Raw genomic sequence first — 21,195 nt, 5'->3', positions numbered from 1 at the left:
GCGCTCCAGCCACTCACGACGACCCGTCAACTCCCAGTGCGGGCAAGGCGTGCCACGCTCCGCGCGGCCCACCCACGGGGCTCACGCCACAAGCAGCAGCAAGAGGAGGGGTGGTGACGGGCAGTCGGGAGAGTGACGGAATGTGGGGGCCTGCCGCTCGAACAGGGAGAGTGGACTGAGGGGCCGTCAAGGCTCCGGATTGGCTTGCTATAAGGAAAGACTAGCAGCTTTCAGCCACGTTAGAGGGGATCTCGGCATTCTGTGTGCTTCATTTTTGAGAGCGGGATAGACTCTGGATTCAGAGCACACCACCCCGGACCGCTCCGGAGAGTTATCGAGATCCATTCCACGGCCTTGCCGGTGCTCCGGTGAGGGAGAGCAGCCAGCCGATTGCGTTAGTCCAACCGTAGCCCTTGCGGCTCATCTACGTGCAGGTTTCCCGTTTCCAGCCGCTCGAATCGACCGGGCGGCACCCCAGGAGAAGGCAGGCGAATATGTCGAGCACAGACCGCGCTGACCAGCGAGAGGCAGCTCAGCGAGAAGCCATTGACGCGGTACTCCGTGCCCTCGAACTGCCTGCAAGATCGCTGGTGCCGGAGCGGGGTCTGCGGACACAGGTGATCATGGCGACCGGGTCCGGGAAGACCCGGGTGGCGGTCCGCAGCGCGGAGGAGCTCCACGCGGGCCGTGTGCTGGTGCTCGTCCCCTCGCTGGACCTGCTCGCCCAGACCGAGTCCGCGTGGCGTGAGGGGGGCCGCAGGGGGCCGATGATCGGGGTGTCCTCGCTGCGGGGTGAGGAGGTGTCCTTCCCCAACACCACGGACGTGGAGGAGCTGGTGGAGTGGACGCGGGGCCTGGACAAGGTGACCGTGTACGCCACGTACGCCAGCCTCGGTCTGGGCACGCTGGAGCGGGCACACGCCGCCGGCCTTTCGGGTTGGGACCTGATCGTCGTGGACGAGGCGCACCGGGTTTCCGGCCGGATCGGGAAGCCGTGGGCGGTCGTGCACGACAACCAGAAGATCCCGTCCCTGCGCCGTCTGTACATGACGGCCACGCCGCGGCTGTGGCAGCTCGGGGACGAGGACGAGGCCGGCGCCCCGGGCGAGCTGGTCGCGAGCATGGACGACGACCCGGACGGCCCCTTCGGCAGCAGGGCGTTCACTTTGACGCTCTCGGAGGCGATCGACAGGGGAATCTGTGCCCCCTACCAGGTTGTATGCGTGGACGTCACCGACACCGCGCTCCAGGCCGCGCAGCTGCTGGGCGCGGAGGGCCGCTCGGCTGAGGTGCGCGGGGCCCGGCTCGCAGCTCTGCAGACCGCCCTGGTGAAGGCGTCCGCTGAGGAGGGCTTCCGCCGCACGCTCGTGTTCCACCACGTCGTGAAGGAGGCTGAGGCGTTCGCGGCCGGCCTTCCCGACGTCGCCGCGCAGCTGCACGCCAGCGACCCGGAGCTGTACCCGGCCACGATCTGGGCGGACTGGCTGTGCGGGGACCACAAGCCGCTCCACCGGCGGCGTCTGCTGGGCGAGTTCGCCGCCGGGATCGCCACGGACGGCACCGTGGTGGAGAAGTGCTTCCTGTGCTCGGTGAAAGTTTTGGGCGAGGGGGTCGACACCAAAAACTGTGACTCCGTGTACTGGGCGGATGTGCGCGGCTCGATGCCGGACCTGGTCCAGGCGGTGGGCCGGGCGCTGCGGATGCAGCCGGGCGAGGGCAAGATGGCCTCGCTCGTGGTGCCGGTGCTGCTCGGGCCGGGCGAGACGGCGGACAACATGCTCACGTCCCGGGCGTTCGGTGGGCTCGCCAAGCTCTTGGAGGCGCTGCGGGCGCACGACGCGCGGATCGTGGAGACCCTCGCGGAGCAGCAGGCACCGAGCCGCTACAAGCCCGTCAGCAAGGACGACAGCGGGAAGAGCACGGGCGGGAGCGGCGAGGGCTCCGGGGGCGTCAGTGCCCCGGCCAAGGCGCTGCTGAAGTTCTCCACGCCGCGCGACCCGGCCGCCCTCGCGGCCTTCATCAACCTGCGGGTCCTCAACCCGGAGCACGAGCACTGGCGGCGCGGGGTTGAGGCCGCCGTCATCTACGCCCGCGAGCACGGCGACCTGAAGGTGCCCTTCACGTTCCGCGTCCCGGCCGGGGAGGAAGCGGAGGCGGCAGGGTGGCCGGCCTCACTTGCTTCATTCCCCCTGGGGCAGTGGACCGCCGACGCGCGCCGGTTCTACTCCCGCGGCGACATGGACGAGGACCGCGTCGCCCAGCTGGAGAAGCTCGGCATGATCTGGTCCCACTTCGACGTCGCGTGGGAGGAGGGCCTGGCCGCTGCGCGCGGATGGGCCGCCGAACACGGGCACATCCTGGCCCCGCTGGACGCCACCTTCCAAGGGGCGGCGGTGGGCATCTGGTTGAAGAACGCGCGGGCCGCCGCCCGGAAGGCTGCCGAGAACGAACGGCGGCGTGCCGAGGGCCTGCCCGTGGAGTCGTCGGCCGGAGCGCTGTCGGACGAGCGGCGCGAGCAGCTGGAGGAGATCGACGCGTCCTGGTGCCCGAGCTGGCCGGTCACGTGGCAGCGGTGCTTTCACCTGGTCCGGCTCCACCTGGACGCGGGCGAGGCGCTGCCCACCACGGCAGGCGAAGTCCTGCGCCAGGGCGAGGATCTGGGGCGGTGGGTGACGTCGGTGAGGCTCGGGTGGGACCAGCTCACGACCGTGCAGCAGTGGATGTGTGAGCAGGTCCTCGGGATCGAGCCCGCGACCGAGGACGAGAAGCCGCCCCCCCGCCGTACGCAGGCCGACAAGTGGGCGATGAACTACGAGGCCGCCAAGCAGTTCTACGAGCGCGAGGGCCACCTTCAGGTCCCGAGGAAGCACGTCGAGCGGATCGTCGGCGACGACCAGGAGGAGCGAGAGCACAAGCTGGGTGCCTGGATCGGCAATCAGCGGAGCAGGGCCACGACGCTGACGCCGGAGCGGATGGAGCAGCTGTCCGCGATTGGGATGCGGTGGTCGTGATGGTCATCGTCGTCACCGCAGTCGCCGCCCTCGCGCAGCAGCTGCTCATCGTCGCTGTCCATGCCCTTCAGCCTCGCAGCCGCCACCGACAGCGGGGGCTTGCCTAGGCGGCCCTGGGCAAGCCCCCGCGCTGCCGTCAGGCTTGCCCAGGTCAGCTGCGCCAGCGTCCGAGCCAGCCGCCGGCCTTCGAGTCCTGCGCCGCTTCCGCCTCCTGGCGCTCCTGGCGCTCGCGTTCGGCTTGTTCGGCCTGCCGCTCCGCTTCGAGCGCCCGGGCCTTGCAGTCGTCGCACAGGTGCGGGTGGCTGTCCTCACGGCCCCAGTCGACGGTGGTGCTGGCCTTCCACCGGTCGTCGGTGAACTTGGTCCCGCAGTCCCCGCAGATCGGGCGCTGAGCCTCGCGTTCGGCTGCTTCCTGCGCGACTTGGCGCCGCCCGGCTTCGGCGCGGCGAGCGAGGAAGGCATCCCGGCGGGGGTTGCCGATCGCGTCCCAGAGGTTCTGGTAGCCCTCGCGGCCGAAGCGCTGGAACGCGGGCCCGGCCGGGCCGTGCTCGCGCAGCAGCTCCAGGGTGGTCGCCACGATCGGCATCTTCCCGTTGTAGATGCGGAAGCCGCCTTCGGCCCACTGGCCCTGCCAGTGTTCGCGGGTGAGGTCGGCGACCCGTTCCATCTGCTTCAGCGCGGACCGCTTGCCGACTTGGTTGAAGACGAGCAGGACCGGCGGGTGCGTCGCGTCGCCCCACTGGAGATCGGGCGCGGACCATCGGGTGCGCCACATCGGTTTCTCGTGGCCGTCGGTGTCCTTCGCCTTGCGGTGGAAGTGGCGCAGGTACTTGTCGAACTTGGCCGCGATGATGGGGGCTTCCTCGGTGCAGTTGTCGGCCTCGATGAACAGCAGCGGCAGCCCGGCCTCTGGGGCGATGAGGACGATGTCGGCCCACGCGCCTCCCACGCCGGGGTTCTTCCACGTGCCGGTCGACGGGAGGGCGACCTCGGTGGCGTAGGAGGTGATGGTGCCGATCCCGTCGGGCGCGTCAACGGCAGCCTGGGCGGCCGCGACGGCTTCGGCCGGCTCACCGGCCACCAGGTCCAGGTCGGGCTTCGGGCGAATCATCGCGATCACCGTCTCGTTGACTGTCATCGCGTGCGAGGCACCCGAGCGGCCCGCGCTCTTGGGCATGCCGCCCATCTCCTCCGGACCCCGGTCCAACTCGAGTCCGGCGGCAGCCAGCCCGTCCTTGGTGAGCAGGCGCACCTCCTCTCCCCCTCGGGTGCGGCCGCCGTCGACGGACAGTCCGTGCCTGCGCAGGTCGTTGAGCGCGCCGCGATGGGAGGCGGTGCGCGCCTCCTTCCGCGCAGCCGCCGTCTTCTTCGTGGTGTGCCGGTATGTCAGGTGCGGTGAGGACAGCCGCTGGATCTGATCCGCCGTCGCGGCCTTGAGCACCCCGAGCGCGCGCAGCACATCGGCGCGCAGTCCGGTGGACGATCCCGCTTCGTTCGTCTTGCGCTTCGCCATCAGCCCCGCCCTCCCGTTCGTCGCGACCGGCCACCGGCCGGGCGCCGGCCCCGCCCGGCCGCAGAGGGCACCAGGCGCGCCCTGAACCCGATGATCGCCTCCACCACTGACATCCCACCCCCACCTATTTCCCAGGGCTTGGTCAGTGAGAGGAGGAGAGAAGAGGGTTGTGACGACGCGCCGCCGCCCCGAAAAGCCATGGTGGGCTGGGCAAATGCGGTCAGCGCTCGTGCCGGGCACGGAAGTGGGTACGGCAGTGGGATCGCAAGCGCCGGCGGCAGGAGGCAGCAGCGGCTTGCCCGGCCGACCAGCCCTCCCGGCGCTGGCCGTTCGGCGGTGCGGTCAGGGTACGGCGGGCGCCTGTGGTCGGTCATCATCCGGTCTCTCCCTTGTGCGTTGGCGTCCTCCACCGGCCCTGTGAGGCCGGTGGCGTGCCCGCGCGAGGGAGAGAGCCGCCCGATGGCTCGGTGGCCGCTGCATGCCCCTCCTGCGGGCGCGTGGCGGCCATCGTGAACAACCACCCCTTGTCCTCGACCTGTTGGCGGCCGGTAGCGAGGTCGGTCTAGGAGAAACACCCGCTCCTGGCGGCCCCCGCCGAATCGGACAAGGGGTCATGGTCGGCCCGACCATGACTCGACAAGGGGTGCGTGGTCGGCCCGACCAGACTCGACAAGGGGCCCGTTTCAACCCATGCGGCACCAGTTCGCACCGCTTTGGAGACGGGGAGAGTTCTCCGTCCTCTGTCCACAGGCTGGCGGGCTGACCCTGCTGGGACGTCGCCGTGATCGGCACGGCGACCGTACGTCAGGAGCTGCCTGTGTCCCCCATCGTTCCCTCGCTGCCCCCGCACCTGGTCCAGCTCGGCTTCGACTACGTCCTGGCGGTGGAGGCCGGAGACGACGTCCAGGCCGCGCAGCTCGCGCCCGAGGTGGAGCAATTGCCGGGACTGCTGCCTGGCATCGCGGAACTGATCGTCTTCCCCGTGACCGCGTTGTCCGACGACACCGATCCCTGCGCCGACTCCTTCGTCCTGGACGAGGTCGGCGTCATCTACCTGATGGCGATCAGGGAATGGGCCACGCACGCCCCCGCGGCTGCCGCGCCGGGGATCGCCCGCACCATCGCGCACTTCGTCGGCCAGGTCCTCGCCGACGCACCGACGGACGTCGTCCGGGCTCTGCAGGCGCTGCGCGATGAACAGGTGGAGCGGGCCCGTGCGGTGGTGGAGACCGTGGTGGCTCTGCACCGGTGACCGCACCACCGTGCGGGTGGGTGCGCACCGGTGCGGTGGTGCGCACCCATCCGGTGCGCACCGAGTCCATCCGGTGCGCACCACGATGCGCTCCACCGTCCATCCGGTGCGCATCCACTCGGTGGGCGGTGCGCACCGGTGCGGTCGGCGGCGCGGGAGTGGTGCGCATCGGGTGGGGTCGGTGCGGTGGAGCGGGCCGGTTGAGGGCGTCGCGTTTCTCCTTGACCTGAGCCGAGGTCAAGGAGAAACGCGACGGGCGCGCACCGAGTGGATGCGCGGCATCGTTCCCGTGGATGTCGCGCGCTCCCGCACGGTGTCCTCCACTCCTGCCGGTGGACTCCACTCGGTGGAGTGGATGCCGAGCATCGCCGGTGCGCACCACGGCATCGGGTGCGCGGCATCGGGTCCACTCAGTGGCCGGCCTCCCGGCCGCGGTGCGGTCCGGGCTCCTGCGGGCGGTGCGCCCGCTGGTCGTCCTGGCGCACCGGGTGCGCGTCGGCATCGTCCTGTTCGGCGTAGCGGTCCGCGCGGGCGCGGGAGTCGTCGGCCGCTTTGGCGAACGTGTCCTGGAGGTGGCGCAGCCGTTCGGCAGTGAGATCGAGAGCTTCCACGTCCGTGCGGGACTCCCTCAAGGACCGCAGCGCCGTCAGGTCGATCGCCTCCCGGCGTCCGGCCTCCGGCTCCTGGTCGTCGTGCTCGGGGTCTGCGGCCGCGGGCGCGAGCAGCTGCTCGGGCATCGCCGCCTGCTGGTGCGCGACGACGTCGTACGCCCGGCCCCGCACAGCGGTGGCGGTGGTGGTGCGCAGCTGCTCCCGCACCACCGCACCGGCGAGGACGGCCCGGTCGTACTGCAGCGGGATGCGGGGGATTTCCCACTCCCCCGCGTCCTGGCCCGGGGGCCGGGGCGCAGCAGGCTCGCCGGGATCGGCCGGGGGTTGCCGGTCCGGGCCGGGTGCGGGGGTTGGTGGGCTGCGCCGGGCGGGGAGGTCGGACAGGTCCCACCGGGCGGTGTAGAGGCGGTAGCCGGCCTCCAGGCCGCGCACGGTCTTCGGCTCGCTGATGTCCAGGCAGTACGTGGAGATGGCGGCGGCCACGATCCGGTCGTCCAGGCCGGGGTCGCGGCGGCGGCCGCGCAGGACGAGGGCGAGGTGGCGGCGGGCTTCGGCGAGCAGGTGCCGGCGGTGGAAGCGGCCACCTTCGTTCATCACGAACACCGTCGCGGTGACGTCGACGGCCGCCAGGGCGACGTCGACCACGGCGGCGACCCGGGCCCGGATCACGGCAGCCGCGGCACGGGCGTACTCGAGGAGGGAGTTGATGATGTCGACGGCCACCCCGGAGGTGAGGATCGCGCTCGTCTTCCACCACGCGCGCAGCTGCGCGAGCGGCTGGGTCTTCTGCTTGGGCGGGCGGGTCTTGCGGGCGGCCATCTGGTTCAGCTTGGCGCGGGCCCGTTCGGAGACCACGGGCAGGAACTTCAGCTCGCCGTTGTCGTCGACGGCGGTGACGTACTCGTGCTCCAGGTCCTCGAGGCAGGCAGCGATCTGGTCGCTGCGCCGGGAGGTCCAGCGGATCAGCTCATGCGGCACCCCGGCAATCTCCATCACAGGCCGGCGCCCCGGGGTGACGGTGCGCGGCTCGGTCGCCAGCCCCAGCACCTCGCAGACCTCCGCGGCCACGAGCTCGTTGTAGAGCGCGGAGGCGGCCACGGTGTTCTCGTGCAGGGCCAGGGTGTGGATCGACCCCCACTTCCCGTCCAGACGCTGCCCCTTCACCGACAGCATCAGATGGTCATGGAGCAGTGGCATCCCCGACCGCGCCTCGTAGTGGCGGAAGCGGGCGGCGACCAGACCGCCGGGCGGCCGCACCCGGTAGATGCCGTCCTTCCCGTACCGGATCACCGCCACCTCGTCCTCGATCCACTCCAGCACCCGCTCGATCGCCCGCTCGTGCGCAGCCTCGATCACCCGCCGGGTCTCCTCATCCCCCAGCGCCCACAACAGGTAGATCGTCGGCTGCGGCCGGAACACGAAGTCGACACCCGTGACCATCACCCGGCGTCCGAGGGCGCCGGCCTTGAACGCCTTCTTCGGGGAGTCGCCCTTGGCGAGCCGGTCGGCCTCGATCTGGTCCGCGTACGGGTGCCGGCCCCGCTCACCGAACAGGTTCCGCAGCTGCGCCTCGGTGACCTCCTGCCCCGGCGTCAGACCGAGCACGGCCAGGCCGCGGCCCATCCATCGCCCTGCCGGGACGCCGGCTTGCTCCTGGGCCTCGCGCAGCGGCGTGCGCGGTGGGCGGCGGCCGTCGCCGACAACGGTCTGGCGCAGGTAGTAGCGGTACATCTGACCGGCTCGGATCACCTTGATTTCCACTGTCATGGAGACCACGCCACACGGCTCTGACCTGCAAGAAAAGGCCGATCAGCGGTACGTCCCGCCAGGCGGGAGCAGCGGCCGAACTTTCTTCTCAGGTGCCCGTCACGCGGGAAGCGGCCCCGGGCCGGACGCAAATGTCATCGCTCTCCGGCAGCCCTCACATCACGACCCGGACGACACCCAACAAGCACCACCGCGCACCAAGGAACGCGCACCACCAACGAGCGCCGCCTACAGCAGCCCCCAGCACCCGCCGGGGGCTTCGTCGTGCTGCCCGGAGGAGACCACCGTGCCCACCTTCGAGACCCTCCCCCGCTTCACCGCCGACCTCCAGCACCTCACCCCCGCCCAGCGCCGGCGCTTCCGCCGCGTCGTCCTGGACGCCTTCGTGCCCGACCTGCGTCCCGGCCGCCAGTTCCGCCCCGGGTTACGGATCAAGGGCGTCCGCTGCGCCCCGGGCGTCTACGAACTCACCTGGGCGCCGGACGGGCGCGCGACGTGGTCGTACGGCCGGGAGGTGGTCGCCGGGGCCCGTCACATCGTGTGGCACCGGATCGGGACCCACAGCATCCTGGACCGGCCCCTGGCCGAAGGCCATCTTGCGGGCCCGGGTCGCCGGTTGGTTGGCTGATCGTTCCGATGACCAGGAGGGGACACAGCGTGGCAGCGAACGAGGCCGGGACCGAGTTGGAGCAGCTGAAGTCGTTGATCTTCAGCACCGTGTCTGAGCTATGGGAGGACAAGGAGGCGCTGGGCAAGTTCCTCAACGTCGTCCGGCGCAGCGAGACGTTCGCCCCGCTCGCCGACACTCTGGAACAGTCCACGGTCCGCCCCGCGAAGCCCACGTTCTACGGCGTGAAGAGCAAGGAGTTCCAGGAGTGACCGAGCGGCCGCCCGACTCCTGACGGCCCTGCGGCACCAATACGGCAGAGGGCCGGTTTCCCAGACTTGGGAAACCGGCCCTCTGCTCGCTTGATCGCCCAGCTCACGTCTCTCGGGGGAGAGCGGCGTTGATCCTCGCGACGGCCTTGTCTGCGGTGGTCTTGGCTGATGCCAGGACCTTGGCGGTCTCGTCCGCGTTCTGTTCGAGCGCCTTCTTGATGTTGGCCGGGGCCAGGGCTCGGTGTGCGGCTTCCAGCTGCGTTACGGCGCTGCGGAGGGTGTCCAGGGCGGAGGGCTGCCCCTCAGTCTTTGGCTTCTCCTGGTCGGCCCGAGACGTGTTGGCTGCGACTTCCCGGACCAGGGCCGTCAGCTCGTCCTGCGTCAGCTCTCGCTCTTCCTTGCGGGGGAGCTGCTGAACGATGCCGGTGATCGCCTTGACGGTGACGGTCTTGCCGGTGGCGTCCTTGATCGTTTCATGGACAGCGACCGAGGTCTCTGCGCCGTAGTCCTTGGTGATCGGGTTGAGGGCACCGGCCGCCTTCTTCCCGATGCTGGGAGTGTCTGCACGTGCAGACACTCCGTTCGAATTCTCTTCGAACACTCTGTCTGCACGTGCAGACAGCAGCTCACCGATCGCGTACGCGGTCATCTCTTCGTAGGCGATGGGGCGGGACTTCTTGAAGACGTCTTGGGCGAAGCTCTCGAAATTGGCGTGCGTCTTGCGGTACAGGCGACGGTTGTTGATGTTGGCCATGGACTTGCCCATAACCCACCAGGCATCCTCGAACTGCTGGACTCCGCGCATGCAGAGCGCGAGGATCTGCTCCTCTTCCTCGCTGAGGTCGCCCGTCGCGTCCGGCGTCTCGATGGGCTCGGGCAGGTCGGCGAGCGTCATCATCTTCTCCGGCCGCCCCTGCGCGAAGGGGATGGCGGCCGGGCCAGATCCTGTGCTGGCAGGCGCGGCGGGATCGGCGCCCTGCTGGCCGGGGACGACTACCCCCGCAGCCTTGCGCGCCTGTCGGTCCTTGAAGGGGTTGGGCTTGCTCACGGCAGCAGGTTCCGCTCTTCCATCTCGGTGACCAGCTCGTCGAACACCGACCCCTTGGCCTGGATTTCGCTGCCTTCGTGGGTGCGCATGTACTTCACCACGGAAGGCACCACCGTGGTGAACACGTTGTAGCCCTCTTCCTCGAGGTACTCGCGCACCTGCTTGATCTCGTTGACGCCGGTCGGTGCCTTGCATAGGAGGACCCAAGTGGCCGGCGACTTGCTGTCCACCCGAAGCGGCGCGACGTCGTTGATGAACTCCTTGGTCGGGAGCTCCTCCATACGTTCGACGTCGTTCATCGAGGGCGGCAGGTTGATGACGGCGAGGTCAGCGAGACGCAGCACAGAGGTACCGACTGCCTTGTGGTCTTCGAGGTGTCCTACGTCCACGATGCCGACGCCTTCCTCGAACCCGGCCGGGATCATCTGCGGCACGTTCAGGTGGAAGGCGGGGGTGGCGGCCTGCTGGACGACGAACGGGTAGGGGCCCGCTGCCTGCCAGCGGCTGAACTGCCGCGAGTCGTCCGCGTCGAAGCCGATCACCTTACGTCCGCGCTCGTGCAGGGCGTGGCTCAGCCACGCGGAATTCGTGGTCTTGCCCGTACTGCGAGGGCTGACATTGGCGATGAAGAACATGGCGTGAGCGTACCGACCCGGGGCCCTCCCCAAGCACCCCCGACTGGCATTTACCTGTTCAGGTGACTCCCAGAAACGCAAAAAGCGGCCCCCGCTCCCGGATTGAAGTCCGGGGGCGGGGGCCGCTTCGTGGTCAGGGTGCCTTGGTGGCGAGGGTGTCGTCGATGAGTATCTCGGGGGCGGGGTCGGCGGTGGAGCGCGCCGTGGTGGCCTTGTCGATGGCGGGGGCGAGTGCGTCGTAGACCCGGCCGGAGATGGCCTGCTGGTCGGGGAGGTCGGGGCCCATCCAGCCGGGGTGGGCGTCCTGGTCCAGTTGATCGAGGTACGTGACGAGCTGGGCGCCGGTGAGCGTGACGCTGACCATGCCGCGCTGTCCGCGCGAGCCGTCGGCGGGGGTGGCTGCGACCTTCTTCAGCCCGTCCGGGCGAGTGGTCTCCCAGACGTCCTTGTTGCAGATGATGGACAGGGAGCCGATGCCCGCGGCCTTCTTCATGCGGCTGTCGTGATGGGACGGGGACTGTGTTGACGCGCCGCACGCGGTGAGCGTGAGGACGACGGTCAGGGCGGTGGCGGCCAGGGCGGCGGTGCGGCGGATCTGCTGCACGGAGTCATGCCTCCAAGGTGAGGTCGGGGTTGATGGTCTGTCCGGCGAGGGCGTGGGTGAGGAGCCGGTACGGGTCGATCCATGCGCCGTGGATCCGGGATCTGGCGCAGTGGAGCGTGCCGGTGAGGGCGGTCTCGGTGTCGGGGTGGATGAGGACCAGGGCGACGGGGTCGGCGTCGGGCTGCTGCCCTTCGGTGGGACGCCCGCGCTCCAGGGCGTGGGCGTCGGGGGTGATCCGTACGGCGACGTCGCCGCGACCGGTCCACGGGGTCGGCTTCTGTCTGGCGGTGAGCATGGCGGTGAACTCTGCGACGGCCTTGTGGTCGCCGGGGTGGAGAGGGCCGGTGCCGTGTCCGCAGCGTCGGAAGCGGGCGCTCACGCGGCGGGGCTGTCGGTGATGACGAGGAAGCTGTCGGAGCGCAGGTCCATGACGACCCGGGCGGGCTGTCCGTTGGCCTGCTGCTGGGCGGCGTACTCGTCTGCGGGCCAGGAGCCGCGGGGGCCGCCGGCGGGGAAGCGCTCGAGGACGGTGCGCGTGGACTGGTCGGGCATCAGGATGCCTCCTGGTCGGTGAAGGAGAGCTGGAGTGCGGGGCGTGCTGTGCGGGGCGTGGACGGCCGGGGCGGGGTGGGCGGCTCGATGCGTTCGAGGTCGGCGTCGGCGAGGATGCCGAGCTGTCCGGCGGCGGCCGCGCGGGCGGCGAGGGTGATCGAGCGGGTGATCCGGTGGTGGCCGTGGTCGATGCGCAGGTGGCACAGCTGGCAGGCGGCGAGCAGGTTCTCGTCTCGCACGTCTTCGGGGGTGTGGTTGAGGTGGGCGGTGGTGAGGCCGACCACGGAGCCGGTGTCGGGGTGGATCTGCTCGTGGACGGCCGGGCAGCGGCCGCCCGGGTGCGCCAGGCCGCAGTGGCCCGTGCACTCGCAGCGGCCGTTTGCCCGCTCGAACCGGATCCGCGCGCTGATCTCGTTCCAGTCGCGCGGGTACCGGTGCAGGTTCTCGGGACGGATGGGCACAGCGGCTCCGCTACTCGCCGCCGGCGGCCTGGCGGTGCTCGAAGGCTTCGAGCAGCTCGCCCAGGTCGTTCGGCTCGGGCGCGGTGCCGACCCACCTGCCGTCCTCGGTGAACACCTCCACCTCGGTGGTGTCGGCGTCGAACCAGCAGACGTACGGCCCGTACCGCTCGATGACGGCCGTGGCGATGGCGGCCGGGGCGGCCATCTGCGGTGCGGTCTCCAGCACGGCGAGCGTGGTCACGATCAGCCACATCGGCTCGTCCGGCGTGCGGGGCAGCCGGAGGTAGCCGGTGACGCGGAGCTTGTCGCCGGGCTCCAGGTCGTGGATGACCGCGTGCGCGAGCTTCGAGTCGGCGACGCTGCACGGCAGGATCATCTCGTCCGTGCGCTCGTCCGTCGGGGAGACGGTGAGGCGGAACCGCGCCGTCGATCCGTGCAGGTCGCCGGGAACGGTCTCTTCGTCCAAGAAGCCGTCCAGGGCTATCGCGTCGTCGGCGGCCATGGATCAGCCGGCCTTGCGGACCGGAGCCTGGTGGGCGGCGTCGTACGCCTGAAGGACCCGCTTGGGCACGATACCCGCGTCGGCGACCTGGTGGCCGTTGGCGCGCGCCCACGTCCTGATGGCGGCGAGCTCCTCCCGGGTGCGGCCGCTGCCCAGGCCCGTGCGGATCGGGGTGGGCGCGGTGGCGGCCGTGGTGGTGCGGGTGCCGGCCTTCACGGTGCGCAGTTCCTCCTGCGCCCGCTCCAGTTCGGCCTTGGCCTTGGCGACCTTCTCTTCGGCCTCGCGCTGCGCGGCCTCACTGTCGCGGCGCTCGGACAGCTCGGACAGGTCTGCGGTGATGCGGGCGGCGCGGCTGCGGACCGAGGCGGCCGGGTGCGCGGCCGCCCAGGCGAGCAGCTCCTGGACCTCGGTGGAGACGGCCAGCGGGACGACCGGGACGTCGATGGCCGGGGAGTCGGCGGCCGCGCGGGGCAGTCCGAGGACCTGGTCCGCGATGAGGTCGCTGAGCTCGGTCTCGCTCAGGCCGGTGGCCTCGCAGATCGCCTGCTCGCTGTCGCCGTTGTTGTGCATCGAGATCGCCATGGCCTCGTGCGCGGACAGGGCCGGGGCGGCGGGGGTGTTCGTCATGGTGGGTGCGTCTCCGGTTTCCGGGAGGAGGGGGAGCAGGGCGGTGAGAGTGGATTCGTCGGTGGGCAGCCCGAGGACGTCCAGGAGCAACGTCATGTCGTCCTTGTCGCGGGAGCTGCGGGCGGTGACCCGGGCCGCGGCTGCGAGCTGCTGCTGCGGGTTCGGGTTGAGGGGCAGCCCTTCGGCCTCGAGGGCTTCGGTCCAGTCGGTGAACACGGCTACGCCGCCTTGCCGCTGGCGACCAGCCCCAGCACGCGCCAGTTGGCCGCCGCCTGCTGGGGGGTGATCGGTTCCTTCCAGCGGTTGTACGGGGCGGGCCGGGTGGGGATGAGCTCCAGCTCCAGCCGGGCCAGGGCCTGTTCGCGGACGGTCGGCGGCACGACGCGCGCCGTGCGCTGCCGCTCACGTCGGCGGCGGTCCTGTTCGGCCACCACGCCGACCCAGTCGTCACCGAGCCGCGCGGTGAGCTGCTTGCGCAGCTGCTTGCGGTCACGGGCGGTGGTCGCCGCCCACACCCCGGTCTTCGTCAGGCTGGGGTTGGCGAGCGACCACTTCAGGCAGCCGGTGACGATCGGGCACCCGGAGCAGGCGTGTTTGGCCTTGACGAGCGCCTTCTCCCGGGCGTTGCGGTCGTCGCCGGTGTGGATGTCCTCGATCTCGAACAGGGCGGGGTTCGTACGGCAGCGCAGGGTCTGCTCGGTGTGGGGGAAGGGGATGCGGTCGTCGGCCGCGATGATGGCCGGCGCGTTGGGGACGCCGGTTCGGTTGCCGTTCATGAGGTTCCCTCCGGGGCGTGCAGGTCGGGGAGCTGGAGGCGGACCTGGTCCACGAGGTCCTCGCTGGGCTTCCACGGTCCGAGCGCGCCCGCCGGGATGGGGATCGGGAGGGCGAGCTCCTGGACGTCGGTGAAGACCAGGTGGAACGGGCTGCCGGGTTCGGCCCACGGGGTGCAGCGCCCGTCGTCCGGGTGGACGTCGGCGAGGCGGGCGATGCCGATGACCGCGCCCCGCTCCAGCTGGCGGCCGCGGATCGTGGTGGCGACCAGCGGCAGGCGCAGCGCGGCCCGCTCCACGGCCAGTCCGGCGTGCAGGAGATACAGACCCAGCGGCCAGCCCGGGGAGGGCCGGTTTTCGATCGTCTTGTCGCCGGTGAGGAGGCAGGTCGCCCAGGGCTGGCGGACCGTGATGCCCCGGATCCAGTCGACGCGGGTCTGGCTCATGCAGCCCTCGCCACCGCGTGGGTGCCGATGCGGCCGGCGCGGCGTCCGTTGACACTCTCGGCGAGAGCGTGCTCGGGCCCGGCCTGGATGGCGACGCCTCCGTGCTTCCCCTTGAACATCGCGTCGTCCGCAGCCCGCATCAGCGTCGACCGGTCGCGGGTGCCGATCGCGTCGGGCGTCGCCGCGCCGACGGAGACCGCGACGTCGACCAGGCGGCCGTCGTCGGTGGTGATGGGTGCGCTCAGTGCCTGCATGAGCTGCTGGAGGAGGAGCGTGCGCCGGTCGGCGGGGGCCTGGGTGGCGACGATGAACTCGTCACCGCCGTCTCCTCCGAGCCGTCCGACGATGCCGCGGCTGCCCGCCCACTGGCTGATCCGGGCGGCCGTTTCTGCCAGGACGCGGTCTCCCACAGCGTGGCCGTACTGGTCGTTGAACTGCTTGAAGTGGTCGACGTCGCAGACGAGGACCATGGCCTGGTCGCGGTGGCGGTTGATGAACCGCTGCATCCGGGGCTCGAAGGACTCGCGGCGCAGGGCGCCGGTGAGCTTGTCGCGCTGGGCACTGGCGAGTTGGCGGTGCAGGGTCACCGCGTGGACGGTCCAGCCGGTGAGCGGGACCGCGAGGGTGGTGATGAGGAGCGCGCGTTGCCCGGGACGGGCCTGTACGCGTGCGATGGAGGTCATACTGGTGACTCCCTCTCGTCTTGTACGGGATGGGTGGCCCGGGGCAGGCGGTTGGTTTCCACGCCTGTGTCGCCTGTCCCGGGGCGGACCTACAGCTCGAGGTGCTTGGAGCTGAGCCAGCTGTAGGGGTTGTTCCAGGGGCCGGCCTTCGCGGCCTGCCAGTCGAGCGCCCAGTCGGGCCGAAGCCCCCGCGCTCCCCAGCCCCCGGCCTGCTTGCCGGGGATCTCCAGTCCGGCCGTGTGCGCGGCGAGCGCCGCGTCGTACACCTCGTGCGCGATGCGCAGGGCCTCGCTCTTGGACGACGCCTCGCCGGTGAAGACATGCACACCTGTGACTGAGCGCTCCAGTTGGCCACTCTGAGCCTGCCACTTGGCCGGGCGCTGGGATGGGCACGCTCTGAGGGTGACTGCCTTTCTGAACCAGCTGCCTGCACTCATAGGTGTCATCGTCGGTGTCCTCGGGACATTGCTCACGGCACGTCTCAACGACAGAGCGCAGTGGGAACGGGCCTTGTCGGTGCGGTGGGATGAGCGACGTTTGGATGCATACTCCGAGTTCGGTCGCGCACTCAAGGAGGTCCACTTACTCGCGCATCGCCTGACGGCCTCGTCACGACCCTCATCGCGGGCACATCCGATTGATCGGACCACTGGCCTTGAGCTGATTGCCCAAGCGGACATCCAGCGGACCAAGGCGTGGGAGGGGGTGCTTCTGCTCGGGGACGCTGACACAGTGGCCGCAGCACGTGAGTGGCGCTGGGCGGTGCTGCAGCTAGAACGGGCGGCACGCGGCATCGCCGACGATGACTTCGACTGGGTCGTTGCCGTACGGCGCGCTGACGAAGGCCGGGATCGCTTCTACACGGCTGCCAGAGGCAGCCTGACCGTGAGCAGTGGTGATGTAGCTCAGGCGCGATGGCTCATCGACCGACAGATGAACCCGTGATTCCGACGCAGTGGTACAGGTGCGCTCGGCACTGAGCGCCAGAGTGGCCAGTTGAAGCGCTCAGTCACAACACCGTGCAGCTGGCGGTTGGTGGTGTGGTGTATCGGGACGTCAACCTCGAAGTAGCGAAGCCGCATGACGGCCCATCTCCCTTTCATCGCTGGTCGTGGCGGAACACCGCGACCGCCCCGGCCGGGAAGGCCGGGGCGGCACGGAGAAACGCCGCGTCTGCGCGGGACGGGTCAGCTGGTGGCGCCCGCAAGGATCTCGGCGTGGTCGAACGCGAGGTCCGGGAGCGCGTCCAGGCGCCACCAGCGGGCGGCGGTGGCGTCGTCCCCCGCCGTCGGCTGGACCAGCGAGGACAGGGTGGCCGTGTAGGCAACGCTGACGTACCGGCCGCGCGGGTCACGGCCGGGGGCGTCGTAGGCGCCCACCTGCCGGAGGTCGATGGCCGGGACGGTGATGCCGGTCTCCTCCTCCAGCTCGCGCACGGAGGCGTCCAGGCTGGTCTCCCCCATGTCCACGTGGCCGCCGGGCAGAGCCCACCGGCCCTTGAACGGGTCCCAGCCCCGCTCGATCAGCAGGACGTGGCCAGCGGCGAGCAGGACGACGTCGGCGGTGTAGCGAATCGTCTCGTCGGTGGTGTCGGTGATCATCAGGTGCTCCTGGTCTCGAATGGCGGGGTGGTCGGGTCAGCGGCGGGGGTTCTTGTAGCCGCGCAGCTCGTCCACGCGGGTGGCGATGTGCGCGAGGCCCTGGGCGAGGGTGACAAGCCGCTGGGCGTCGTCGGCGACGGGCTGGGACCAGATGAGGCCGGCGGCGAAGTGGGAGGCGTGCGCGGCGAGCTCCTGGGCGTGCTTGGCCAGACGCTCGCGCTCGGTCTGCAGCGGGTTGGCGTGCGCGGCCCGCTCGGGAAGGGGGAGTTCGACCAGCCGCTCCAGGATGAGGGCCAGGGCGTCGGCGACGGCGTCCAGGTCGCCGTCGGCGAGCCAGCCGTCGATGGTGTCGTGGCCGGTCAGGTCGGGGGTGTACTTCGCGAAGCGCTGGCGGGCGAAGTCGTCGGGGTCGTCGGTCGACGCCGCGATGAACACGAGTCGGTGGTTGAGCCGGTCCGGGTAGACGGTGAGCTGCCGGTCGACGGCCTCGTTGGTGAAGACCACGGGCCACTCGGGGTCGGTGGGCGGCGTCCAGTCGGTGCCGAGGATGCCGGTGACGAGGGCCGTGAGACGTTCGGCCGGGAGCTGGGTGAGGGTGCGGGGCACCAGGTCCTCCGTGCGGTGGTGGGTGAAGGGGACCGAGCTGCGTCAGCGCTCCAGCAGCTCGTAGGGGAAGGGCTCGTGCTCGATGTGGACGCCATACCGGATCCAGTGCCAGTGGAAGGGGAAGCGGGGCAGCTCCAGCTCGAGGACGGCGATGGCACGGTGGTGTCCGTCGGACACGTAGATGTCGCGCCACCGCTCGTTGATGCACAGGAGGATCGGCTCCTCGAGGCCGTCCTCCTCGATGGACGCCTTGAGCTCGTCGACCTTCTTGCGGTCCTTGCCCTGGGCGAACTGGCGGCGGCAGTCGGCCCACCGCCGGAAGTCGGTGGGCATGATCTGCCGGTCGTTGAGCAGCGACGCCCGCATGCGCCCGCGGTACTTCATGCCGGGCTCCTTCCGGCGTAGGTGGCCGGTGCGGGGGTCGGCGTGCTGGTCACAGGCGGCGGGCGAGGTCCGTGGTGATGCGTTCGGCTTCGGCTCCGTCGGCGAGGATCTGTGCCTTGAGCTTGTTCTGCTGCCGCTTGCTGAGCGGCGCCACGTTCATCTCGTGGCGGACCCAGGCGATGCGGTTCTCGCGGGCGCCGGAGCGGATGAGCTGGTCGACCTCGACGAAGCCGCGCAGCAGGCTCAGCTTGAGCTGCTTGGGGTCGCGCATCTTCGGGGCGCTGAGCAGCATCCACATCGCGCCCTTGGGGGCGATCACGGTGGCGACGCGGAAGTCGTGGGGCTTGCCGATGATGGCCTGCTGGACGCCGGTCTTCCACACGTTCTCGGGGACGCCGGCGGCCTCGCCCTGCGCCTCGTTGGCGAGGGAGAGCAGCAGGCGCGGCTTGGTCAGGATGATCGTGACCGCGCCCAGCGGGCGGCGGCCGAAGTGGTCGTGGACCAGGTTGCGGACGGTCGGCGCGTAGGAGGTGACGCGCTGTTCGGCGGTGCGGGAGACGAACGCGCCGTAGCGCAGCACGCTGAGCTGTGAGGGCCTGTTCTTGGTCGCGGGCATGGTCGATGCGGTCCTCTCGGTGGGGATCAAGGGGTGGGCTGATTGGCCACCGCACCGCCCCGGCCGGGAAGGGCCGGGGCGGAACGGGCAGTCCGTCAGACCGCGTGGACGCCGGTGAGGTCGTCGTCCAGGACCTCGTTGTCGTCGGCCGTGACCGGGGCGGCGGGAAGGCCGGCGGCGCGGGCGGCGAGCTGGTGGCGGATCTGCTCCAGGCCGGTGATGACCACCGGCTCATCGCCGTCGCCGGTCAGCAGCGTGAAGAGCGGCTCGCCGTAGCCGTACTTGTCCTTCTCGCTGCGGTGGTGGAGCCAGACGCTGGGGGCGAGGTAGAAGCTGGCCTCGCCGTCCTCGTAGCCGCGCCACCGGTCCACGTCCCGCAGGAAGTTGTCGCCGTGGTCGATACGGATCGAGGCGCTGGCGGCGCGGTTGGCGGCGTCGTCCTCGGTCGCCGTGGCGACCTGTGCGAGGCCCTGGTCCAGGGTGTTGGCCGGGGCCGGGGCCGATCCGCGGCCGCTGCTCGCGCTCGCCGTGCTGCGGTTCTTGTACATCAGCCGGCGCATCGGGGCGAGGACGAGTTCGGCGAGCCCGTCGATGGCGACGGCACCGACGACGGCGACCGCCCCGGCGAACGCGATGCGGGCCCCGTCGGACCAGTCGGCGGGGACGAGCTGGTAGCCGAGGTAGGCGCCGGCCGCGCCGCCGATCAGCGCGGACGCCATGCTGGCGCCTTCGATCATCGAGCTGGCGACGGTGTTGGCCGTCTGGCGCAGGGTTGCGGTCATGATGATGGGGCTCCTTCTTCTGTCAGTGCGCTCTGGGAGGGGAGGGGGCGTTGCTCCGGGGCGGCCGGGTTCGATGCCTGCGGCCGCCCCGGGCGCTCAGTGGCCGGCCGCGTGGGCGGCGGCGGTGGTGCGGACGGTGTCCGCGAGCAGCACGGTCAGCTCGTGGCCGTGGTCAACGGCGTCCTCCAGGCGCTCGATGAGCTCCGGGGGCAGGCCGCGGTTGCGGGCGCCGATCAGGACGCCCTCGAGGTAAAGGACGTTGGCGAGGACGCGGCCGCGAACGTCCAGGACACCGGGCTGCACGGCGAGGACGTCGGTGTTCTTGGCGGTCGCCAGCTGCGCGTGGTCGGCGGCCTGGGTGTACGCGGTCTCGGTCTGCTCGGTGAGCAGCGCGTCGACCTGTGTGGTGTCGCCGTAGGCGCGGCGCCATCCGAAGCGGGCGGCGGCGACTTCCATGAGGGAGCGGCGGGCGAGGGACACGGTGACCTCCGGGGGAGGGCCGGTCGTCCGGTCTCGGCTGACCGGGCGGACACCGCCCGGCCCCGGCCGCCGACGTGCGACGGGCGGGGCCGGTACGGAGAGCGTCCGGTCAGCTCTTGGGGAAGCGGAGGATGGTGAACTCGGTGCCGGTTCCGTAGGTGCGCGGCTTGGCGGTCAGGAACTCCGGCTGCTCGTCCGCGAGGCGCTGCAGTTCCTCCTCGATCCACTCGGTGGAGCGCTGGAGGGCGAGGCGGTCCAGGTGGAAGCTGGTGAGGTAGACCGTTTCGTCGTGGTCCGAGCGGCGCTCCGAGTTCAGCCGCCGTCGCACGATCTCGCGGGCGGCGTCGTCGTCGGGGCGGGTCGGCAGGTCGCGGGGCAGCGCCCGGCACTGGGCGGCGTGGGCGTTGGCGATCTCCCCGCCCGCCTGCTCGGAGGCGATGTAGTTGTCACGGTCCGTCTTGGAGCGGGTGCGGAACGAGCAGCCCAGGCAGGCGACCGCGTAGTAGGTGCCGTTGACCCCGGCGTCGGCGGTGTAGACGAGGACGACGGCACCGGCCAGTCCGAGGAAGCGCTGGGAGACGATCACGCCCTCGGGCTTCCAGGTCTCGCCGATCTCCGGCCACGGCTCGGGGGTGTACTCCGGCTCGGTGGCGTTGCGGGTGCGGGAGAAGAGGGTGGGTGCCATGGGTTACTGCTCCTTCTGGTCGGCCTGGGCGTGGATGCGGGCGACGGTGCGGCGGGCGGCGGCGATCACGAACGGGGCAGCGAGCGCGCCGGCGATGCTGGCGTAGGTGATGAAGAAGCTGGCGGCGGTGCTCACACCAGCACCCCGGTCGCGGCGAGGGTCAGCAGGGCGAGCGCGGCGAGGATGACGTCGACCGCGAGGGCCAGGCGCTGGAACTTGCCGACCGCCAGGAGCGACAGCGCCTTGACGCGGGCGGGGCGGGTGTCCTCGCCCATCACCTCCCGGAGTTCGCTCTCCTCCATCTGCGCCCAGCACGGGAGGCCCTCGCGGACGATGTGGCCACCGCCCAGGTTGGGTCTGACGACCAGGAGGAGTAAGACGGCGGCGACGGCCAGGGCGAGTACGGCCAGGCCGCCGGTGGCCTTCGTGAACAGCGGCAGGTCCTTGTCGGCGACGCTGGCCAGACCGGCGAGGACCGCGCCGTCGAAGGCGAGCAACAGCGACGCCTTGCTGTCCGTACGTCCGATCTCGTGGGTGACCGAGGCGCAGGCGGCGTCCAGGTTCTTGTCGGTGGTGAAGACAGGGGCGGTGGTCACGTGCGACTCCCATCCGGGCCGGGCTGTCCGACTCCCCGTCACCACCCGGCCCGCAGAGCGCGGGCCGGGTAGATCAGGCAG

The 21,195-nt window shown here is 70.8% G+C and carries 28 protein-coding genes; 5 read left to right on the top strand and 23 right to left on the bottom strand.

Features of this window, described 5'->3' with window-relative positions; translation table 11 throughout:
• Positions 1 to 494: 494 nt before the first annotated feature.
• Positions 495 to 3,011, top strand: a complete 2,517-nt coding sequence (locus ACFWWR_RS38245) for a Helicase associated domain protein (RefSeq protein WP_384169178.1) — start codon at positions 495 to 497, stop codon at positions 3,009 to 3,011.
• A 151-nt stretch (positions 3,012 to 3,162) separates the two neighbouring features.
• Here the strand turns inward: ACFWWR_RS38245 and ACFWWR_RS38240 are convergent, their stop codons facing one another.
• Complete coding sequence (locus ACFWWR_RS38240) at positions 3,163 to 4,524, bottom strand: replication-relaxation family protein (RefSeq protein WP_384169176.1); 1,362 nt, start codon at positions 4,522 to 4,524, stop codon at positions 3,163 to 3,165.
• Positions 4,525 to 5,341: 817 nt separating this feature from the next.
• On the opposite strand from ACFWWR_RS38240, the gene ACFWWR_RS38235 reads away from it, so the two are divergent.
• Complete coding sequence (locus ACFWWR_RS38235) at positions 5,342 to 5,776, top strand: hypothetical protein (protein ID WP_384169173.1); 435 nt, start codon at positions 5,342 to 5,344, stop codon at positions 5,774 to 5,776.
• Between the two features lie 410 nt (positions 5,777 to 6,186).
• Here ACFWWR_RS38235 and mobF read toward each other — a convergent pair whose 3' ends face one another.
• Positions 6,187 to 8,154 carry a MobF family relaxase gene (mobF, locus tag ACFWWR_RS38230; RefSeq protein WP_384169170.1) on the bottom strand — a complete coding sequence of 656 codons (1,968 nt, stop codon included), beginning with the start codon at positions 8,152 to 8,154 and terminating at the stop codon, positions 6,187 to 6,189.
• A gap of 286 nt (positions 8,155 to 8,440) precedes the next feature.
• Here mobF and ACFWWR_RS38225 point away from each other — a divergent pair, with 286 nt between their 5' ends.
• Together ACFWWR_RS38225 and ACFWWR_RS38220 are read left to right on the top strand one after the other, a co-directional pair.
• Positions 8,441 to 8,782, top strand: a complete 342-nt coding sequence (locus tag ACFWWR_RS38225) for a hypothetical protein (protein WP_384169168.1) — start codon at positions 8,441 to 8,443, stop codon at positions 8,780 to 8,782.
• A gap of 29 nt (positions 8,783 to 8,811) precedes the next feature.
• The gene (locus tag ACFWWR_RS38220; RefSeq protein ID WP_384169165.1) at positions 8,812 to 9,033 is read left to right on the top strand and encodes a hypothetical protein; all 222 of its coding nucleotides are present in this window, start codon (positions 8,812 to 8,814) and stop codon (positions 9,031 to 9,033) included.
• A gap of 103 nt (positions 9,034 to 9,136) precedes the next feature.
• Here the strand turns inward: ACFWWR_RS38220 and ACFWWR_RS38215 are convergent, their stop codons facing one another.
• The 12 genes from ACFWWR_RS38215 to ACFWWR_RS38160 form a co-directional block, all read right to left on the bottom strand.
• Positions 9,137 to 10,081: a hypothetical protein gene (locus ACFWWR_RS38215; RefSeq protein WP_384169163.1), complete on the bottom strand. Its 945-nt coding sequence runs from the start codon at positions 10,079 to 10,081 to the stop codon at positions 9,137 to 9,139.
• Complete coding sequence (locus ACFWWR_RS38210) at positions 10,078 to 10,716, bottom strand: plasmid partition protein (protein ID WP_384169161.1); 639 nt, start codon at positions 10,714 to 10,716, stop codon at positions 10,078 to 10,080. The genes ACFWWR_RS38215 and ACFWWR_RS38210 overlap by 4 nt, the downstream gene beginning before the upstream one ends.
• 133 nt (positions 10,717 to 10,849) lie before the next feature.
• On the bottom strand, positions 10,850 to 11,320 hold the full coding sequence (locus tag ACFWWR_RS38205; RefSeq protein ID WP_384169158.1) for a hypothetical protein: 471 nt from the start codon (positions 11,318 to 11,320) through the stop codon (positions 10,850 to 10,852).
• 4 nt (positions 11,321 to 11,324) lie between these two features.
• A complete protein-coding gene (locus ACFWWR_RS38200; RefSeq protein ID WP_384169155.1) occupies positions 11,325 to 11,699 on the bottom strand; it encodes a hypothetical protein in 375 nt (124 codons plus the stop codon).
• Positions 11,696 to 11,872 (bottom strand): hypothetical protein, encoded by a 177-nt coding sequence (locus ACFWWR_RS38195; protein ID WP_384169152.1) that lies wholly within the window; start codon positions 11,870 to 11,872, stop codon positions 11,696 to 11,698. The genes ACFWWR_RS38200 and ACFWWR_RS38195 overlap by 4 nt, the downstream gene beginning before the upstream one ends.
• The gene (locus ACFWWR_RS38190) at positions 11,872 to 12,333 is read right to left on the bottom strand and encodes a hypothetical protein (RefSeq protein WP_384169149.1); all 462 of its coding nucleotides are present in this window, start codon (positions 12,331 to 12,333) and stop codon (positions 11,872 to 11,874) included. The genes ACFWWR_RS38195 and ACFWWR_RS38190 overlap by 1 nt, the downstream gene beginning before the upstream one ends.
• 10 nt (positions 12,334 to 12,343) lie before the next feature.
• Positions 12,344 to 12,835: a hypothetical protein gene (locus tag ACFWWR_RS38185; RefSeq protein ID WP_384169146.1), complete on the bottom strand. Its 492-nt coding sequence runs from the start codon at positions 12,833 to 12,835 to the stop codon at positions 12,344 to 12,346.
• Positions 12,836 to 12,838: 3 nt separating this feature from the next.
• The gene (locus ACFWWR_RS38180; protein ID WP_384169143.1) at positions 12,839 to 13,678 is read right to left on the bottom strand and encodes a histone-like nucleoid-structuring protein Lsr2; all 840 of its coding nucleotides are present in this window, start codon (positions 13,676 to 13,678) and stop codon (positions 12,839 to 12,841) included.
• 2 nt (positions 13,679 to 13,680) lie between these two features.
• Positions 13,681 to 14,238 carry a WhiB family transcriptional regulator gene (locus ACFWWR_RS38175; protein WP_384169140.1) on the bottom strand — a complete coding sequence of 186 codons (558 nt, stop codon included), beginning with the start codon at positions 14,236 to 14,238 and terminating at the stop codon, positions 13,681 to 13,683.
• Positions 14,235 to 14,681 (bottom strand): hypothetical protein, encoded by a 447-nt coding sequence (locus tag ACFWWR_RS38170; RefSeq protein ID WP_384169137.1) that lies wholly within the window; start codon positions 14,679 to 14,681, stop codon positions 14,235 to 14,237. The genes ACFWWR_RS38175 and ACFWWR_RS38170 overlap by 4 nt, the downstream gene beginning before the upstream one ends.
• Positions 14,678 to 15,364 (bottom strand): GGDEF domain-containing protein, encoded by a 687-nt coding sequence (locus ACFWWR_RS38165; protein WP_384169134.1) that lies wholly within the window; start codon positions 15,362 to 15,364, stop codon positions 14,678 to 14,680. The genes ACFWWR_RS38170 and ACFWWR_RS38165 overlap by 4 nt, the downstream gene beginning before the upstream one ends.
• A gap of 89 nt (positions 15,365 to 15,453) precedes the next feature.
• Positions 15,454 to 15,690 carry a hypothetical protein gene (locus ACFWWR_RS38160; RefSeq protein ID WP_384169131.1) on the bottom strand — a complete coding sequence of 79 codons (237 nt, stop codon included), beginning with the start codon at positions 15,688 to 15,690 and terminating at the stop codon, positions 15,454 to 15,456.
• Between the two features lie 76 nt (positions 15,691 to 15,766).
• On the opposite strand from ACFWWR_RS38160, the gene ACFWWR_RS38155 reads away from it, so the two are divergent.
• Complete coding sequence (locus tag ACFWWR_RS38155; RefSeq protein WP_384169128.1) at positions 15,767 to 16,309, top strand: hypothetical protein; 543 nt, start codon at positions 15,767 to 15,769, stop codon at positions 16,307 to 16,309.
• Between the two features lie 242 nt (positions 16,310 to 16,551).
• Here the strand turns inward: ACFWWR_RS38155 and ACFWWR_RS38150 are convergent, their stop codons facing one another.
• The 9 genes from ACFWWR_RS38150 to ACFWWR_RS38110 all read right to left on the bottom strand — a co-directional run bounded on the left by ACFWWR_RS38150 (position 16,552) and on the right by ACFWWR_RS38110 (position 21,114).
• Positions 16,552 to 16,965, bottom strand: coding sequence for an NUDIX domain-containing protein (locus ACFWWR_RS38150; RefSeq protein WP_384169125.1), 414 nt, complete (start codon positions 16,963 to 16,965; stop codon positions 16,552 to 16,554).
• A gap of 36 nt (positions 16,966 to 17,001) precedes the next feature.
• Entirely contained in the window at positions 17,002 to 17,571 is a 570-nt protein-coding gene (locus ACFWWR_RS38145) for a hypothetical protein (RefSeq protein WP_384169122.1), read from the bottom strand.
• A 42-nt stretch (positions 17,572 to 17,613) separates the two neighbouring features.
• Positions 17,614 to 17,955: a ParB N-terminal domain-containing protein gene (locus ACFWWR_RS38140; protein WP_384169119.1), complete on the bottom strand. Its 342-nt coding sequence runs from the start codon at positions 17,953 to 17,955 to the stop codon at positions 17,614 to 17,616.
• A 49-nt stretch (positions 17,956 to 18,004) separates the two neighbouring features.
• The gene (locus tag ACFWWR_RS38135) at positions 18,005 to 18,571 is read right to left on the bottom strand and encodes a hypothetical protein (RefSeq protein WP_384169116.1); all 567 of its coding nucleotides are present in this window, start codon (positions 18,569 to 18,571) and stop codon (positions 18,005 to 18,007) included.
• Positions 18,572 to 18,666: 95 nt separating this feature from the next.
• Positions 18,667 to 19,353 carry a hypothetical protein gene (locus ACFWWR_RS38130; RefSeq protein ID WP_384169113.1) on the bottom strand — a complete coding sequence of 229 codons (687 nt, stop codon included), beginning with the start codon at positions 19,351 to 19,353 and terminating at the stop codon, positions 18,667 to 18,669.
• A gap of 96 nt (positions 19,354 to 19,449) precedes the next feature.
• Positions 19,450 to 19,833, bottom strand: a complete 384-nt coding sequence (locus ACFWWR_RS38125; protein ID WP_384169110.1) for a hypothetical protein — start codon at positions 19,831 to 19,833, stop codon at positions 19,450 to 19,452.
• Positions 19,834 to 19,942: 109 nt separating this feature from the next.
• Positions 19,943 to 20,518: a hypothetical protein gene (locus ACFWWR_RS38120; RefSeq protein WP_384169108.1), complete on the bottom strand. Its 576-nt coding sequence runs from the start codon at positions 20,516 to 20,518 to the stop codon at positions 19,943 to 19,945.
• Between the two features lie 3 nt (positions 20,519 to 20,521).
• Complete coding sequence (locus tag ACFWWR_RS38115) at positions 20,522 to 20,653, bottom strand: hypothetical protein (protein ID WP_384169105.1); 132 nt, start codon at positions 20,651 to 20,653, stop codon at positions 20,522 to 20,524.
• The gene (locus ACFWWR_RS38110) at positions 20,650 to 21,114 is read right to left on the bottom strand and encodes a Pycsar system effector family protein (RefSeq protein ID WP_384169101.1); all 465 of its coding nucleotides are present in this window, start codon (positions 21,112 to 21,114) and stop codon (positions 20,650 to 20,652) included. Before ACFWWR_RS38110 ends, ACFWWR_RS38115 begins: the two co-directional genes overlap by 4 nt.
• Positions 21,115 to 21,195: the final 81 nt, after the last annotated feature.

Source organism: Streptomyces sp. NPDC058678, assembly GCF_042714835.1.
Classification (GTDB): Bacteria; Actinomycetota; Actinomycetes; order Streptomycetales; family Streptomycetaceae; genus Streptomyces.
The sequence above is the reverse complement of the archived record's forward strand: the minus strand, read 5'-3'. Positions and strand labels throughout refer to the sequence as shown.